Origin of the sequence: Paenirhizobium selenitireducens ATCC BAA-1503 (assembly GCF_900492185.1) — a bacterium.
GTDB lineage: Bacteria > Pseudomonadota > Alphaproteobacteria > Rhizobiales > Rhizobiaceae > Allorhizobium > Allorhizobium selenitireducens_A.
Genome location: NZ_UEYP01000001.1, coordinates 265,256 through 278,782, shown reverse-complemented (window position 1 = coordinate 278,782; position 13,527 = coordinate 265,256). Strand labels below are relative to the sequence as shown.

At 63.2% G+C, this 13,527-nt stretch carries 12 protein-coding genes; 9 read left to right on the top strand and 3 right to left on the bottom strand.

The features are described 5' to 3' along the window. Window positions 1-25: 25 nt before the first annotated feature. Entirely contained in the window at window positions 26-985 is a 960-nt protein-coding gene (locus tag RHIZ70P_RS01310) for an NAD(P)H-dependent flavin oxidoreductase (RefSeq protein WP_115668572.1), read from the bottom strand. A 295-nt stretch (window positions 986-1,280) separates the two neighbouring features. Here RHIZ70P_RS01310 and RHIZ70P_RS01305 point away from each other — a divergent pair, with 295 nt between their 5' ends. After that, window positions 1,281-2,477 carry a hypothetical protein gene (locus RHIZ70P_RS01305; protein WP_115668571.1) on the top strand — a complete coding sequence of 399 codons (1,197 nt, stop codon included), beginning with the start codon at window positions 1,281-1,283 and terminating at the stop codon, window positions 2,475-2,477. Between the two features lie 12 nt (window positions 2,478-2,489). Here RHIZ70P_RS01305 and ppk2 read toward each other — a convergent pair whose 3' ends face one another. Further along, window positions 2,490-3,383, bottom strand: a complete 894-nt coding sequence (gene ppk2, locus RHIZ70P_RS01300) for a polyphosphate kinase 2 (protein WP_115668570.1) — start codon at window positions 3,381-3,383, stop codon at window positions 2,490-2,492. Between the two features lie 246 nt (window positions 3,384-3,629). Here ppk2 and phoR point away from each other — a divergent pair, with 246 nt between their 5' ends. From phoR to phoB, 7 genes are all read left to right on the top strand, one after another. Next, a complete protein-coding gene (gene phoR, locus RHIZ70P_RS01295; protein ID WP_115668569.1) occupies window positions 3,630-4,853 on the top strand; it encodes a phosphate regulon sensor histidine kinase PhoR in 1,224 nt (407 codons plus the stop codon). Between the two features lie 194 nt (window positions 4,854-5,047). Next, window positions 5,048-6,079, top strand: coding sequence for a substrate-binding domain-containing protein (locus RHIZ70P_RS01290; protein ID WP_115668568.1), 1,032 nt, complete (start codon window positions 5,048-5,050; stop codon window positions 6,077-6,079). Window positions 6,080-6,149: 70 nt separating this feature from the next. After that, window positions 6,150-7,610 (top strand): phosphate ABC transporter permease subunit PstC, encoded by a 1,461-nt coding sequence (pstC, locus tag RHIZ70P_RS01285; RefSeq protein WP_115668567.1) that lies wholly within the window; start codon window positions 6,150-6,152, stop codon window positions 7,608-7,610. Then, a complete protein-coding gene (gene pstA, locus RHIZ70P_RS01280; protein WP_115668566.1) occupies window positions 7,607-8,944 on the top strand; it encodes a phosphate ABC transporter permease PstA in 1,338 nt (445 codons plus the stop codon). Before pstC ends, pstA begins: the two co-directional genes overlap by 4 nt. 15 nt (window positions 8,945-8,959) lie before the next feature. Beyond that, window positions 8,960-9,775, top strand: a complete 816-nt coding sequence (gene pstB, locus RHIZ70P_RS01275; RefSeq protein WP_115668565.1) for a phosphate ABC transporter ATP-binding protein PstB — start codon at window positions 8,960-8,962, stop codon at window positions 9,773-9,775. A gap of 46 nt (window positions 9,776-9,821) precedes the next feature. Then, entirely contained in the window at window positions 9,822-10,535 is a 714-nt protein-coding gene (gene phoU / locus RHIZ70P_RS01270) for a phosphate signaling complex protein PhoU (RefSeq protein ID WP_115668564.1), read from the top strand. 32 nt (window positions 10,536-10,567) lie between these two features. Continuing rightward, complete coding sequence (gene phoB, locus RHIZ70P_RS01265) at window positions 10,568-11,251, top strand: phosphate regulon transcriptional regulator PhoB (protein WP_115668563.1); 684 nt, start codon at window positions 10,568-10,570, stop codon at window positions 11,249-11,251. Between the two features lie 84 nt (window positions 11,252-11,335). On the opposite strand, the gene RHIZ70P_RS01260 is transcribed toward phoB, so the two are convergent. Next, the gene (locus tag RHIZ70P_RS01260) at window positions 11,336-11,872 is read right to left on the bottom strand and encodes a GcrA family cell cycle regulator (RefSeq protein WP_115668562.1); all 537 of its coding nucleotides are present in this window, start codon (window positions 11,870-11,872) and stop codon (window positions 11,336-11,338) included. Between the two features lie 438 nt (window positions 11,873-12,310). Between RHIZ70P_RS01260 and RHIZ70P_RS01250 the strand changes: the two genes are divergently transcribed. After that, entirely contained in the window at window positions 12,311-13,522 is a 1,212-nt protein-coding gene (locus RHIZ70P_RS01250; protein WP_115668561.1) for an aspartate aminotransferase family protein, read from the top strand. Window positions 13,523-13,527 lie beyond the last annotated feature (5 nt).

Below are 13,527 nucleotides of genomic sequence, written 5' to 3'. Positions count from 1 at the left end.
GGCGCTGACCCCGTAAAAGGGTGGCCTAAAGGGCAAGGCGCGCGCGCGCCGCCTTGTATTCGCTCTCCAGCCGATCGACGACGTCTGCAACGGGTTCCACCGCCTTGACCGCGCCGATCCCCTGGCCGCAGCCCCAGATGTCCTTCCATGCCTTGGCGCCGGTGGTCGCCTTGTCGAAGTCCATCTTCGACGGATCGGCGACCGACAGGTTGTCGGGGTCCATGCCGGCGGCGACGATCGACGACTTCAGGTAGTTGCCGTGGATGCCGGTGAAATAGTTGGAATAGACGATATCATTGGCATGCGCCTCGACGATTGCCTGCTTGTAGGCGTCCGAAGCCCGCGCCTCGGTCGTGGCGATGAAGGGCGAGCCGATATAGGCCATGTCGGCGCCCATCGCCTGGGCGGCGAGAATGCCGCCGCCGGTCGAGATCGCGCCGGCCAGAAGCAGCGGCCCGTCGAACCATTCGCGGATTTCCTGGACAAGCGCGAAGGGCGACAGCGTGCCGGCATGGCCTCCGGCGCCGGTCGCCACCGCAATCAGGCCGTCGGCGCCCTTGCGGATCGCCGAATGGGCGTGGCGATTGTTGATAACGTCATGCAGCACGATGCCGCCGTAGGAATGCACGGCGGCGTTCACCTCCGGCACCGCGCCGAGCGAGGAGATGACGATCGGCACCTTGTATTTCACGCACATCGTCAGGTCATGCTCCAGCCGCTTGTTGGAGGGGTGGACGATCTGGTTGACGGCGAAGGGGGCGGCGGGCCGCTCCGGGTTTCTGGCATTGTGGCTCGCCAGTTCCTCGGTGATCTCGGCCAGCCATTCGTCGAGCTGTGCCTCCGGACGGGCGTTGAGGGCCGGGAAGGCGCCGACAATGCCGGCCTTGCACTGGGCGAGCGTCAGCGCGGGATGGGAAATGATGAACAGCGGCGAGGCCACCACCGGCAGTCGGAGATGATCGGAAAGGATCGGTGGAAGAGCCATGGGAAGCCTCGCTAGATGTTACGTTTACGGAAACGTCAATAAGCTAGCAGAAGCCGCGCGCGAGGAAAAGACCGTCGGCGCCGCCCCATGCCGTATTCCGCCAGCCCTTCCGACAGGTAGCCCCTCAAGGGTTGAGTACCCCGTGATGGCGATAAGCTCCGGGCCGCCACTTTCTTCTGCCTAACCGATGTAAGCATGGTCGCGGGGCTTGCGGATCGCGGCTCCAGCCGTTACCGAATCGTTAAAGCATGGACCACGGGCGGAACAAACACCGCCGGCAGGAGCAGGATCGCCCTTGAACGGTTTGGAAACGGCAATCAGAAACGCTCTCGAGCGCTCGGATCGCACCAATGCGGAGACCCGCGCCCGTATCTACCAGTCGGCGCGCCAGGCGCTGGAAAGCGGGTTGCGCAAGCAGAACATCAATGATCCCGAAACGATCGCCCAGCAGCGCCACCGGCTCGAAATGCTGATCCACGCGATCGAGCAGGAAGAGCGCGGCCGGCTCGACCATGCCGTCGGCCCGGCAGAGGCGCCGACGCGTCCGGCCGTTGCCGCGACGCCCGCCTCGTCGGCGGTCGCGCCAGTTGCCCCGCCCCTTGCCCAGCCACACGAGGCCGTGCCGCCGGTTGGGGATACGTCCCGTGCCTCCCCGCGTCCGGCCGAGACCGACGAGGGGCTGACGGCGACGCGCGGCCAGCGGACAGAGCCGGATGCCGGCCAGCCGGCCGGGCAGGCCTTAGGCGAACAGGTCGACCATGTGCTCGATGTGCGCGCCGAGCCACCCATGCGTCAACGCAAGCCGCGGCGCGGTCTCTTCTCGCGCCTCTTCATCCTGTCTATCGTCGTTTCCACCCTCGGCATGGGCGCGTGGTGGATCTATACGTCTGGCATAATGCTGTCCGCGTCCGAGCGTGACACAAGCGTTCCCAATCCGCCGCCGCGTGCCGAGGACGAGGATTTCACCGGAGCCGACACTGCGACGCAGCCGACCCCGGAGAGCACTGCCGCGCCGCGCACGCTGGACGCCCAAAGCGGGTTCTCCGAAAGCTGGATCGAGGTTTTCGAGCCCAAGCAGATTTCCGCCATCCGCCCGCGCGGCAATGCCCTGGTCGATGTCGTGGCGGCGAGCGACGGCACGGCCATCCAGATCGTGTCGCGCAGCGCCGATGCCGACGGCAGCGTCGAGATAACCGTTCCCGCCGAGGTGTTGCGGGAAATGGCCGGCCGGACCTCGACCATCGCGCTGACGCTGCAGTCGGCCGACGACAAGCCGGTGCAGATCTCGGTCACCTGCGAGTTCGGCCGTCTCGGGGATTGCGCGCGCCATCGCTTCACCGTCAATCCGGAAAGGTCGGACGTCCTGTTCCGTGTCTCCTTCGAGCGCGCCATGGCGCCCGGCACGCCGGGGCGGCTGCTGCTGAACGGCGATCTGTCCGGCGCAGGCCGCGGCGTTCGGCTCTATTCGGTGCGCATCCTGCCGGGCGAGTGAGCGGCTTGCCGCTCACTTCCGCTTCCCGTTGAGGAAGTCCGGTCCGGACCCGATGATCTTTTCATCCAGCTTGCCGACCTTGCCGTGGTCCTTTCCGTCATAGTCCATGGAATGCAGGATGTGGCGGATGACATTGAGCCTCGCCCGGCGCTTGTCATTAGCCCTGACGATCGTCCACGGCGCGTGTTTCGTATGGGTTTCCTTCAGCATGCGGTCGCGCTTTTCGGTGTAGTCGTCCCATTTGCCGAGCGCGACGATGTCGATGGGGGAAAGCTTCCAGATCTTCAACGGATCATGCCGTCGGTCGTGAAAGCGTTCGATCTGCATCTCCTGGCCGATATTCAGCCAGAACTTGCAGAAGTGAATGCCTTCCTGCTCGATCAGGCTCTCGAAGCGCGGTGTTTCCTCAAGGAACTTCTCATACTGTTCCGTGGTGCAGAAGCCGTTGACGGGTTCGACAACGGCGCGATTGTACCAGGAGCGGTCGAACAGCACGAACTCTCCCGCCGTCGGGAAATGGCTGACATAGCGCTGGAAATACCATTGCCCGCGTTCCGTCTCCGTCGGTTTCGACAGGGCCACCGCGCGGGCGGAGCGCGGATTCATGTACATCAGGATGTTCTTGATGGTGCCGCCCTTGCCGGCGGCGTCGCGCCCTTCGAACAGCGCCATGAAACGCCGGCCCGTGCGCTGCAGCCAGAACTGAAGTTTGACCAGTTCGATCTGCACGTCCTCGAGTTGATCCTCGTATTCGTCCTCTTCCATCTTTTTGTCGTAAGGGAAATTGTCCGAGGCAAGCGATTTGTCGTCGATCCATTTCGGCAGATCAGGGTCGTCGATGTCGAAGATGCGCGTCTCGCCGTCGATCTTCAGTTCGACGGCGCGGCTTTGCTGTTCATTGTCCATGATGTCTCTCCCGATTGCCGCGGCCGGCGCCGGGCCGTGACTAGTCAGGCCATATTTGGTGCGCCGATTCAAGCCCTTGCTGATATTCGCCGCCAGCGCCTCGGCGGGGGAAAACGGGGGGCGGCGATGGCGCGGCCCGCAAACATCTGTCATGAATCGGCGCTATTAGGACAGTTTGACGATGAGATACGAACCAACAGGGCGGGACGCTTCTTGACCGGAAATTCCTTTGGCTGGAGACTTGTGATGGGCCGCATCGCCTCCGGCTGGGCTTATCTGGTCGTGGCGGCGCTCGTTTCCGTCGCGGCCTATCTTGCGGGCGCTGAACTGGTCTTCGCCGCTATCCTCTTCGCCCTTTCGCTCCTGGCGATCGTGCTGCGCGAGCGCGAGGAGGCGCCCAAAGCGCTGCCGGCTGCGAGCGCCGGTTCTGCCGAGACGGCGGACAAGGGCGATGCCTCCGGACTGGTCATCTCCGCCGTTATCGGCGCGATCGACCTGCCGGTTTTCGTCCTCGGCCGCGATGGGATGCTGCGGGAGCAGAACCGCGCGGCGGAGAAGGCGTTTGGCGCGCTCGAGCCCGGCCTCCATATTTCCGCGCGTTTCCGCTCGCCGAGCGTTCTCGACATGGTGCGCGAGACGATCGCCACCGACGAACCGAACCAGATCGAGCATTCCGAACGGCTGCCCTCCGAGCGTGTCTATATCGTGCGGTCCTCGCCGCTTCGCATCGAGGGCGCAAGCGAAGACCTGTTCCTTCTGTCGTTCAAGGATATCTCCGAACTGCGCCGCATCGACCGTATGCGCAGCGACTTCGTCGCCAATGCCAGCCATGAACTGCGCACGCCGCTTGCTTCGCTGCGCGGTTTCATCGAGACCATGCAGGGTCCCGCTCGCGGCGACCCCAAGGCGCAGGAACGCTTTCTCGCCATCATGCTGGAACAGGCCAATCGCATGAGCCGCCTGGTCGATGACCTGTTGTCCCTGTCGCGGCTGGAATTGAAGGCCCATATCGCGCCCGACCAGAAGGTCGATCTCGTGCCGGTCATCGGGCATGTGCGCGACAGCCTGGCACCGCTCGCCTCGGACCTGGACGTCGAGATCCGCCTGCACGTCCCGGAGGGAAAGGTCGAGGTGCTCGGCGACCGCGACGAACTCGTCCAGGTGTTCGAAAACCTGATCGAGAATGCCTGCAAGTATGGCCAGGAGGGCAAGGTGGTCGACGTCTATGTGCGAAATCCGGCGGGGTCCCCCGTCGAGGTCAGCGTCGTCGACCATGGTCCGGGCATCCCGGCGGAGCATGTTCCGCGCTTGACGGAGCGTTTCTACCGGGTCAGCGTGACCGACAGTCGCTCGAAGAAAGGCACAGGCCTGGGGCTGGCCATCGTCAAGCACATCCTGACGCGCCACCGCGCCCGGCTCGTCGTGAAGTCGGAAATCGGCCAGGGAACGGAGTTTGCCGTGCGTTTTTGACATAAAACCCGGCCGCTTGTGTTGAAATCGTAATATGACAATGTAAAATCAATGAGATAGATTGTCATAAATGTTTCACGGAACTGACATAAAAACTTGGGGGAACGGCCGCTAAGAACTGCGTGCTGATCTTCGGCGGACGCCGCTGAACATGGTCGCATCGACCCACCAGCCCAATAACGGGAGAATTCTAGATGAACGTTTTGAAACTTTCGGCAGCAGCCCTTGTTGCCTCGGTCGCCTTTGCCGGCGCCGCTGTCGCTCGTGACCAGATCCAGATCGCTGGCTCCTCCACCGTTTTGCCCTATGCTTCGATCGTTGCAGAAGCTTTCGGCGAAAACACCGACTTCGGCACCCCGGTCGTTGAATCCGGCGGTTCGGGCGCCGGCCGCAAGAAGCTGTGCGAAGGCGTGGGCGAGAACACCATCGACATCGCCAACTCTTCCTCGCGCATCAAGCAGTCGGACATCGACACCTGCGCAGCCAACGGCGTCAAGGAAATCCAGGAAGTCCGGATCGGCTATGACGGCATCGTCTTCGCTTCCGACATCAATGGCCCGGAATACGCCTTCACCCCCGCTGACTGGCATTCCGCTCTGGCTGCCAAGGTCGTCAAGGATGGCAAGCTGATCGACAACCCGTACAAGGCCTGGAATGAAATCCGCGCCGACCTGCCGGCTCAGCCGATCCTCGCTTTCATCCCCGGCACCAAGCACGGCACGCGCGAAGTCTTCGACGAGAAGGTTCTCATCGCTGGTTGCGAAGAAAACGGCACGGCGGAAGCCCATAAGGCTGCCGGCGCTGAAAAGGTCGACAAGGCCTGCATGCAGCTGCGCACCGATGGCGTCGCTGTCGACATCGACGGCGACTACACCGAGACTCTCGCCCGCGTTGACGCCAACAAGAATGGCATCGGCGTCTTCGGTCTGTCGTTCTACCAGAACAACACCGACAAGCTGCGCGTCGGCACCATGGGCGGCGTCGTTCCGTCGGTCGAGTCGATCGCTTCCGGCGAATATCCGGTTTCGCGTCCGCTCTACTTCTACGTCAAGAACGCCCACCTCGACGTAATCCCGGGCCTGCAGGAATATGTCGAGTTCTTCGTTTCGGACGAAATGGCCGGCCCGAACGGCCCGCTGGCCGCTTACGGCCTCGTATCGGATCCGGAACTTGCCAAGACCCAGGCGGCCGTCAAGGCTCGCACCCCGATGGGCCCGCTGAACTAATCCATACGACTGCCCGGCGGCGCGATGATCGCGCCGCCGGTTTTTTCTTTTTCCGGAGGTTGCGGGCGATATGAGCGTTGGCATCATTATCCTGGTCGTTGCGGTGTTTGCTGCCCTCGGCTACGTCATCGGCCAGCGTCGTGCGCTGTCGCTTTCTGCGTCGACCGGCAAGAAGCTCCATTCCCTTCCCGGCTACTATGGCCAGACCGTCGCCTTGTTCGCGGCCATTCCTTCCCTCGTCGTGCTTGTCGTCTGGTTGTTCGTGCAGCCTGCGATCATTGAGGGCCGCGTCAGCGGCATGATTCCTGACAGCGCAATTCCGGACGGTGGTGCGCGCAGCCTCGTGATGGCCGATGTGCGTCGCATCGCCGATGGCCTTGATGCCGTGCTGGCGCGCGGCAAGCTCGACGAGAGCCAGCTTTCCGCCATGCGTGCGGACCAGACCAATGTCCGTAGTCTTCTGGCCGAAGTCGGCGTGGCGCTGGGCAGCGAAGTACCAAACGAAGTGTTCGAGGCAGCCAAGGTCTATCGTCTCGGTTCCGCAACCGGCAATGCCGCAATGGCCGTCCTCGTGCTTGCGCTTTCGGCTGGCCTGGCTTTCTGGTCCTACCGCCGCATTGCCCCGGATCTGCGCGCGCGCGCCATCAGCGAGAGCTTCGTCAAGTCGTTGTTGATCGCGGCATCGACAGTTGCGATCCTGACGACGATCGGCATCGTCGCCTCGCTGGTGTTCGAGACCTATTCCTTCTTCAAGATCTATCCGGCGAGCGAATTCTTCTTCTCGACCGTCTGGAACCCCCAGTTCCGCGGCGGCTCCGAACTGGGCATTCTTCCCCTGCTTTGGGGCACCTTCTACATCTCGATGGTGGCGCTCATCGTTGCCGTACCGCTCGGCCTGATGATCGCCATCTATCTCGCCGAATACGCCGGTCCGACAGCGCGCAGCGTGGTCAAGCCGGCGATCGAGGTTCTCGCAGGCATCCCGACGATCGTGTACGGCCTGTTTGCGCTCGTCACTCTGGGGCCGTTCCTGCGAGACTGGGTCGCTCAGCCTTTGGGCGTGGGAACCTCTTCGTCATCTGTGCTGACGGCGGGTATCGTGATGGGCATCATGATCATCCCCTTCGTCAGTTCCTTGTCCGACGACATCATCAATGCCGTCCCGCAGGCGCTTCGCGACGGTGCCTACGCGCTCGGCGCGACGAAGTCGGAGACGATCAAGCAGGTCGTTCTGCCAGCCGCTCTGCCCGGCATCGTCGGCGCCATCCTGCTCGCGGCAAGCCGTGCCATCGGCGAGACGATGATCGTGGTGCTCGGCGCGGGCGCCTCCGCCAAGCTCTCGCTCAATCCTTTCGAGGCCATGACGACGGTGACCGTCAAGATCGTCAGCCAGCTCACGGGCGACACCGAGTTCGCCAGTCCCGAGACCCTGGTCGCGTTTGCCCTTGGCCTTACCCTCTTCGTCCTGACGCTTGGGCTGAACGTGCTGGCCCTTTACATTGTCCGCAAATACCGGGAGCAGTACGAATGACCGATTTCACGGCAGATACGCTTGGAAAGCCGGCGCTGATAGACCGTGCAAGAATCGAGCGCCGTAATGCCTCCGAGCGGCGTTTTCGCCAGCTCGGCGTGGTGGCGGTGGCGATCGGTGTTCTTGCCCTGGTCGTCCTGATGACGTCGATCTTCACGGGTGGCTTGTCAGCCTTTCGCCAGACCTACATCAGCCTGGATATCTTTCTTGATCCGGCAAGGCTGGACAAGGACGGCACCCGCAATCCGGATGCCATCGCCAAGATCTCGACTTTCGGTTACGCGCCGCTGATCGAAAAGGCCCTCGTCGACGCCATGGCTGCGAAGGGCGTTGCCGTCCACGGATTGAACGCCAAGTCGGCTGCCGAAATGGTCTCCAAGGAAGCGCCGGCGGACCTGCGCAAATATGTTCTCGCCGATCCCTCGGTCATCGGGCAGACCGTCCGCTTCGACCTGCTCGCCGGTGGGCGTATCGACGGTTACTACAAGGGGCGCGTGAGCATGGCGAGCGCACAGCTCGACCGCAACGTCTCTCCCGAACAGTTGATGCTGGCGGACAAGCTGCGCGAAGCAGGCATCCTGACGACCAAGTTCAACTGGGGCTTCTTCACTGCCCCGGATGCCTCCGACACGCGTCCGGAAGCCGCGGGCCTCGGCGTCGCCATCATCGGCTCCGCCTACATGATGCTGATCGTGCTTGTGCTCTCTTTGCCGCTCGGCGTCGCTGCCTCGATCTATCTGGAGGAGTTTGCGCCGCAGAACCGCTTTACCGATCTGATCGAGGTGAATATCGCCAATCTGGCTGCCGTGCCCTCGATCGTCTTCGGCATTCTCGGCCTTGCGGTCCTGATCAACTTCGTCGGGTTGCCGCAGTCGGCGCCGATCGTCGGCGGCCTGGTCTTGACGCTGATGACGCTGCCGACGATCATCATCGCCACGCGCGCGTCGCTCAAGGCGGTCCCGCCGTCGATCCGCGACGCCGCCCTTGGCGTCGGCGCGTCGAAGATGCAAGCCACTTTTCACCACGTCCTGCCGCTGGCCATGCCCGGCATCATGACGGGAACGATCATCGGCCTGGCCCGAGCGCTTGGCGAGACGGCCCCGTTGCTTTTGATCGGCATGGTGGCCTTCGTCCGCGAGTTTCCGGCCGGACCGCCGGAAGGCTTCTTCGATCCCGCGTCGGCGCTGCCGGTGCAGGTCTACAACTGGACCCAGAGGGGCGACCCGGCCTTTATCGAACGCGCGTCGGGTGCGATCATCGTCCTGCTGGTATTCCTTCTGGCCATGAATATCATTGCGGTTGTTCTACGTCGCCGCTTCGAACGACGCTGGTAGCGGGAGCCGAGAGAGATGAATGTATTGACCGACGCAGCTGTTGAGAAGGCACTGGAACAGAAAATGACCGAAGTTGACCACAAGATGATCGGCCAGGACGTGTCGGTGTATTACGGCGAGAAGCGCGCCCTTTTCGACGTCAATCTGAATGTTCGCAAGAACACGGTGACGGCCCTGATCGGTCCTTCCGGTTGCGGCAAGTCGACTTTCCTGCGCTGCCTCAATCGCATGAACGACACGATCGACGGTTGCCGGGTCACCGGAAAGATCACGCTCGATGGCCTGGATATCTACGATCCGTCCATCGATGTGGTCGAACTGCGTGCCCGCGTCGGCATGGTTTTCCAGAAGCCCAATCCGTTCCCCAAGTCGATCTACGAGAACATCGCCTACGGACCGCGCATCCACGGTCTGGCCCGCAGCAAGGCCGACCTCGACCAGATCGTGGAGAGCAGCCTCCAGAAGGCAGGGCTGTGGAACGAGGCGAAGGACCGCCTGCAGGAATCGGGCACCGGTCTGTCCGGCGGCCAGCAGCAGCGCCTGTGCATCGCCCGTGCCATTGCCGTCAGCCCGGAAGTCATCCTGATGGACGAGCCCTGTTCGGCGCTCGACCCGATCGCCACCGCCAAGGTCGAGGAACTGATCCACGAATTGCGGACCAACTTCACCATCGTCATCGTCACCCACTCGATGCAGCAGGCAGCCCGCGTGTCGCAGCGGACCGCGATGTTCCATCTCGGTCTGCTGGTCGAGGAGAACGACACGGACAAGATGTTCACCAATCCGGACGATCAGCGCACCCAGGACTACATCATGGGCCGTTTCGGCTGATCCGGCGCCTGCCTGAGACCGGATATCAATTTCGAGGACAACGAACATGTCGCCATCGCATATCTACACGGCCTATGACGAGGAACTGAAATACCTGATGCGCCGCATCACCGAGATGGGCGGCCTGGCGGAGCAGATGGTCGGCGACAGCGTTCGCGCCCTGGTCAATTCCGACGCCGCCCTGGCGCAGAAGGTCATCTCCGACGACGTCATCATGGATGCCGCCGAGCGCGAAATCGGCGACAAGGCGATCATCACGATCGCGCGCCGCCAGCCGGTCGCCGCCGACCTTCGCGAGATCATCGGCGCGTTGCGCATCGCCAACGACCTGGAACGCGTCGGTGACCTCGGCAAGAGCAATGCCAAGCGCGTCATGGCCGTGCAGGCAACCGGCGTGCCGCGCAAGCTGGCCCGCGGTCTCGAGCACCTCAGCGAACTGGCGATGATCCAGCTCAAGGAAGTGCTCGACGTCTACAACACCCGGTCCGCCGAAAAGGCCAAGTCGATCCGCGATCGCGACGAGGAAATCGACGCCATGTACACCTCGCTGTTCCGCGAGCTGTTGACCTACATGATGGAGGATCCGCGCAATATCACAAGCTGCACGCATCTGCTGTTCTGCGCCAAGAACATCGAGCGCATCGGCGATCACGCGACCAACATCGCCGAGACCATCTATTACATGACCACGGGCGCCCAGCCCGAGGGCGAGCGGCCGAAGGATGATATGACGTCCTCTTTCGGCGCCGTCACCGAATAATCCCCGCCGCATACGAGAGGTTGTCGCCCCACATGCTGCCCAAAATCGCTGTCGTCGAGGACGAAGAAGCCCTCAGCGTGCTGCTCCGCTACAATCTCGAGGCGGAGGGCTACGAGGTCGAAACGATCCTGCGGGGTGACGAGGCGGAGCTCCGCCTGCAGGAACGCGTGCCCGACCTGTTGATCCTCGACTGGATGCTGCCGGGCGTCTCCGGTATCGAACTCTGCCGCCGGCTGCGCATGCGGCCCGAGACAGAACGCCTGCCGATCATCATGCTGACCGCGCGCGGCGAGGAAAGTGAACGGGTCCGGGGGCTTGCCACCGGTGCCGACGACTATGTCGTCAAACCGTTCTCGACGCCCGAGCTGATGGCGCGCGTGAAGGCCATGCTGCGCCGTGCCCGGCCGGAAGTCCTGTCGAGCGTGTTGCGGTGCGGCGATATCGAGCTCGACCGCGAAACCCATCGCGTTCACCGCAAGAGCCGCGAAGTGCGCCTTGGCCCGACGGAATTCCGGTTGCTGGAATTCCTGATGGCCTCGCCCGGTCGCGTTTTCTCGCGCTCGCAATTGCTGGACGGCGTCTGGGGCCATGACATCTATGTCGACGAACGCACCGTCGACGTGCATGTCGGTCGCCTGCGCAAGGCGCTGAACTTTTCCAATCTGCAGGACGTCATCCGCACCGTGCGCGGTGCAGGCTATTCGATGGAAGCCTGACGGGCAGATCGCTCCTGGCGTAAAACAGAAAACGGGCCCGTGGGGCCCGTTTTGCGTTTCGGTGGCTGTTTCGCCCGGCTGCGCTCAGCGGGCTGCCGCGTTTGCCGCCTTGCGGCGTTCGCCGACGGGCTGGTAGGCGAGCTTGGCGTGGTAGCTGCAATAGGGCGACGTATCGGCGGATTCGCAGCCGCAGAAGTGGAAGTCGTCCTTCATCGGGTCGCCGATCGGCCATTTGCAGGTGCGCTCGGTCAGCTCGGTCAGCACCAGTTTGCGCGAAATCGGCAGAACCACATTGCCGACCGGACGGATCTCGATCGTCTCGTCGCCGTCGATGTCGATCTCTTCCTTGAGCATGTTCGATCCCGCCGCCCGCGCAACCGTGCGGGTGGTGACGCGAGACGGATAATTTGCCGGGCGCGGCGCCGGCGCCGGACGCTTGGCCGCCCGCGAAGCCGTCGTGCTGCCGCCGGCCTTGGCGCGGCCGGGCAGGTTCAGCCGGTGCACCTTGCCGATCACGGCATTGCGGCTGACGCCGCCCAATTGTGCCGCGATCTGGCTCGCGCTCAAGCCTTCCGCCCAAAGCCGCTTCAGTCTCTCGACGCGCTCATCCGTCCAATTCATGCCGTTATCTCTCCGCCGCTCGCGATATGTGATGGCAGAATCGCTCACCGTTGCTTCGGAGCTATCCGAAACAAACTCGCCTCGATACTGTCGGTGACTGGTTCCGCCGCATGCAGTTTCTTTATTGAGTATTAACCTAGTGCCGGGCTGACTCCGTGACAAGAGTCGGGCGAATCATCGCGAATCGATTTTGAGGTTTTCCCCAACTTGCTACCCTGGCGCGTCGCCGCCGCGGGTTGCGCACGAAACGCTCGGCAGGGTTCGCGGCGGGCCGAAAATTCAGGCGCGGCGCGCTGTTTCGTTGACAGGCAAGGCCGAAATGTCGATAGTGCCCCCGCCGCCGCAAGGCGGCATTTTTGATTTCTGAAAGGCGCTGTTCGCCGGAAGTCAAGAAGCGTCCTTAGTCCCGTCAAGCCCTCCCGAAGGAGTGTTTTAACCATGGCCGAAGCCTCGCCTCTCTATCAGACCTATATGCGCGCGCCCTTGCGGTTCGAGCGAGGCGAGGGGGTGTGGCTTTATACCGAGGATGGCGATCGCTATCTCGATTTCGCCGCCGGGGTCGCGGTCAATTCGCTCGGCCATGCCCATCCGCATCTGATCGAGGCGTTGACCACCCAGGCCGGCAAGGTCTGGCACCTGTCCAACCTCTATGATGTCCCCGGTCAGGAGACGCTCGGTCGCCGGTTGACCGAGGCGACGTTTGCCGATCGCGTCTTCTTCACCAATTCGGGCGCCGAAGCGCTGGAATGCGCCATCAAGACGGCGCGCCGCTATCAGTTCGTCAAGGGCCATCCCGAGCGCTTCCACATCATCACCTTCGAAGGCGCCTTCCACGGACGCACCATCGCGACGATCGCCGCGGGCGGCCAGGAAAAATACCTGGAAGGCTTCGGTCCCAAGGCGCCCGGCTTCGACCAGGTGCCGTTCGGCGATCTCGACGCGGTGAAGGCCGCGATCACCGAGGAAACGGCCGCGATCCTGATCGAGCCGGTGCAGGGCGAGGGCGGCTTGCGCACCGCGTCGAACGAGTTCCTCCGGGCGCTCCGCCAGATCTGCGACGACAACGGCCTCTTGCTCGTGCTGGACGAGGTGCAGTGCGGCGTCGGCCGGACCGGCAAGCTGTTCGCCCACGAATGGGCCGGCATCACACCCGACATCATGGCGGTTGCCAAGGGTATCGGCGGCGGTTTCCCGCTCGGCGCCTGCCTCGCCACCGAAGAGGCCGCGTCCGGCATGAAGGCCGGCACCCACGGCTCGACCTATGGCGGCAATCCGCTTGCCATGGCCGTCGGCAATGCCGTGCTCGACGTCGTTTTGGCGGATGGCTTCCTGGAACACGTCCGCGACGTGGCATTGGTCTTCCGCCAGGGGCTCGCCTCGCTCAAGGACCGTTATCCCGATATCATCGAGGAGATCCGCGGCGAGGGGCTTATGCTCGGCATCAAGGCCACGGTGCCCAACACCGACCTGCTGATGGCGATGCGCGAGGAGCATGTGCTGGGCGTTCCCGCCGGCGACAACGTCATCCGTCTCCTGCCGCCGCTCATCCTCACCGTCGAAGAGGCACGGGAAGGACTGAAGCGCATCGAACAGGCGGCCGAGCATTTGCAGGGCAAGCTCAAAGCGGCGTCATCGAACCAGGGCAGGTAAGCAAG

What these genes read in the sequence shown, in the direction of transcription:
- RHIZ70P_RS01260 (WP_115668562.1), bottom strand. Translation starts at nt 11,872, where the DNA reads ATGAATTGGACGGATGAGCGCGTCGAGAGACTGAAGCGGCTTTGGGCG.
- pstC (WP_115668567.1), top strand. Translation starts at nt 6,150, where the DNA reads ATGAGCGTTGGCATCATTATCCTGGTCGTTGCGGTGTTTGCTGCCCTC.
- phoU (WP_115668564.1), top strand. Translation starts at nt 9,822, where the DNA reads ATGTCGCCATCGCATATCTACACGGCCTATGACGAGGAACTGAAATAC.
- ppk2 (WP_115668570.1), bottom strand. Translation starts at nt 3,383, where the DNA reads ATGGACAATGAACAGCAAAGCCGCGCCGTCGAACTGAAGATCGACGGC.
- phoB (WP_115668563.1), top strand. Translation starts at nt 10,568, where the DNA reads ATGCTGCCCAAAATCGCTGTCGTCGAGGACGAAGAAGCCCTCAGCGTG.
- pstB (WP_115668565.1), top strand. Translation starts at nt 8,960, where the DNA reads ATGAATGTATTGACCGACGCAGCTGTTGAGAAGGCACTGGAACAGAAA.
- phoR (WP_115668569.1), top strand. Translation starts at nt 3,630, where the DNA reads ATGGGCCGCATCGCCTCCGGCTGGGCTTATCTGGTCGTGGCGGCGCTC.
- RHIZ70P_RS01290 (WP_115668568.1), top strand. Translation starts at nt 5,048, where the DNA reads ATGAACGTTTTGAAACTTTCGGCAGCAGCCCTTGTTGCCTCGGTCGCC.
- pstA (WP_115668566.1), top strand. Translation starts at nt 7,607, where the DNA reads ATGACCGATTTCACGGCAGATACGCTTGGAAAGCCGGCGCTGATAGAC.
- RHIZ70P_RS01310 (WP_115668572.1), bottom strand. Translation starts at nt 985, where the DNA reads ATGGCTCTTCCACCGATCCTTTCCGATCATCTCCGACTGCCGGTGGTG.
- RHIZ70P_RS01250 (WP_115668561.1), top strand. Translation starts at nt 12,311, where the DNA reads ATGGCCGAAGCCTCGCCTCTCTATCAGACCTATATGCGCGCGCCCTTG.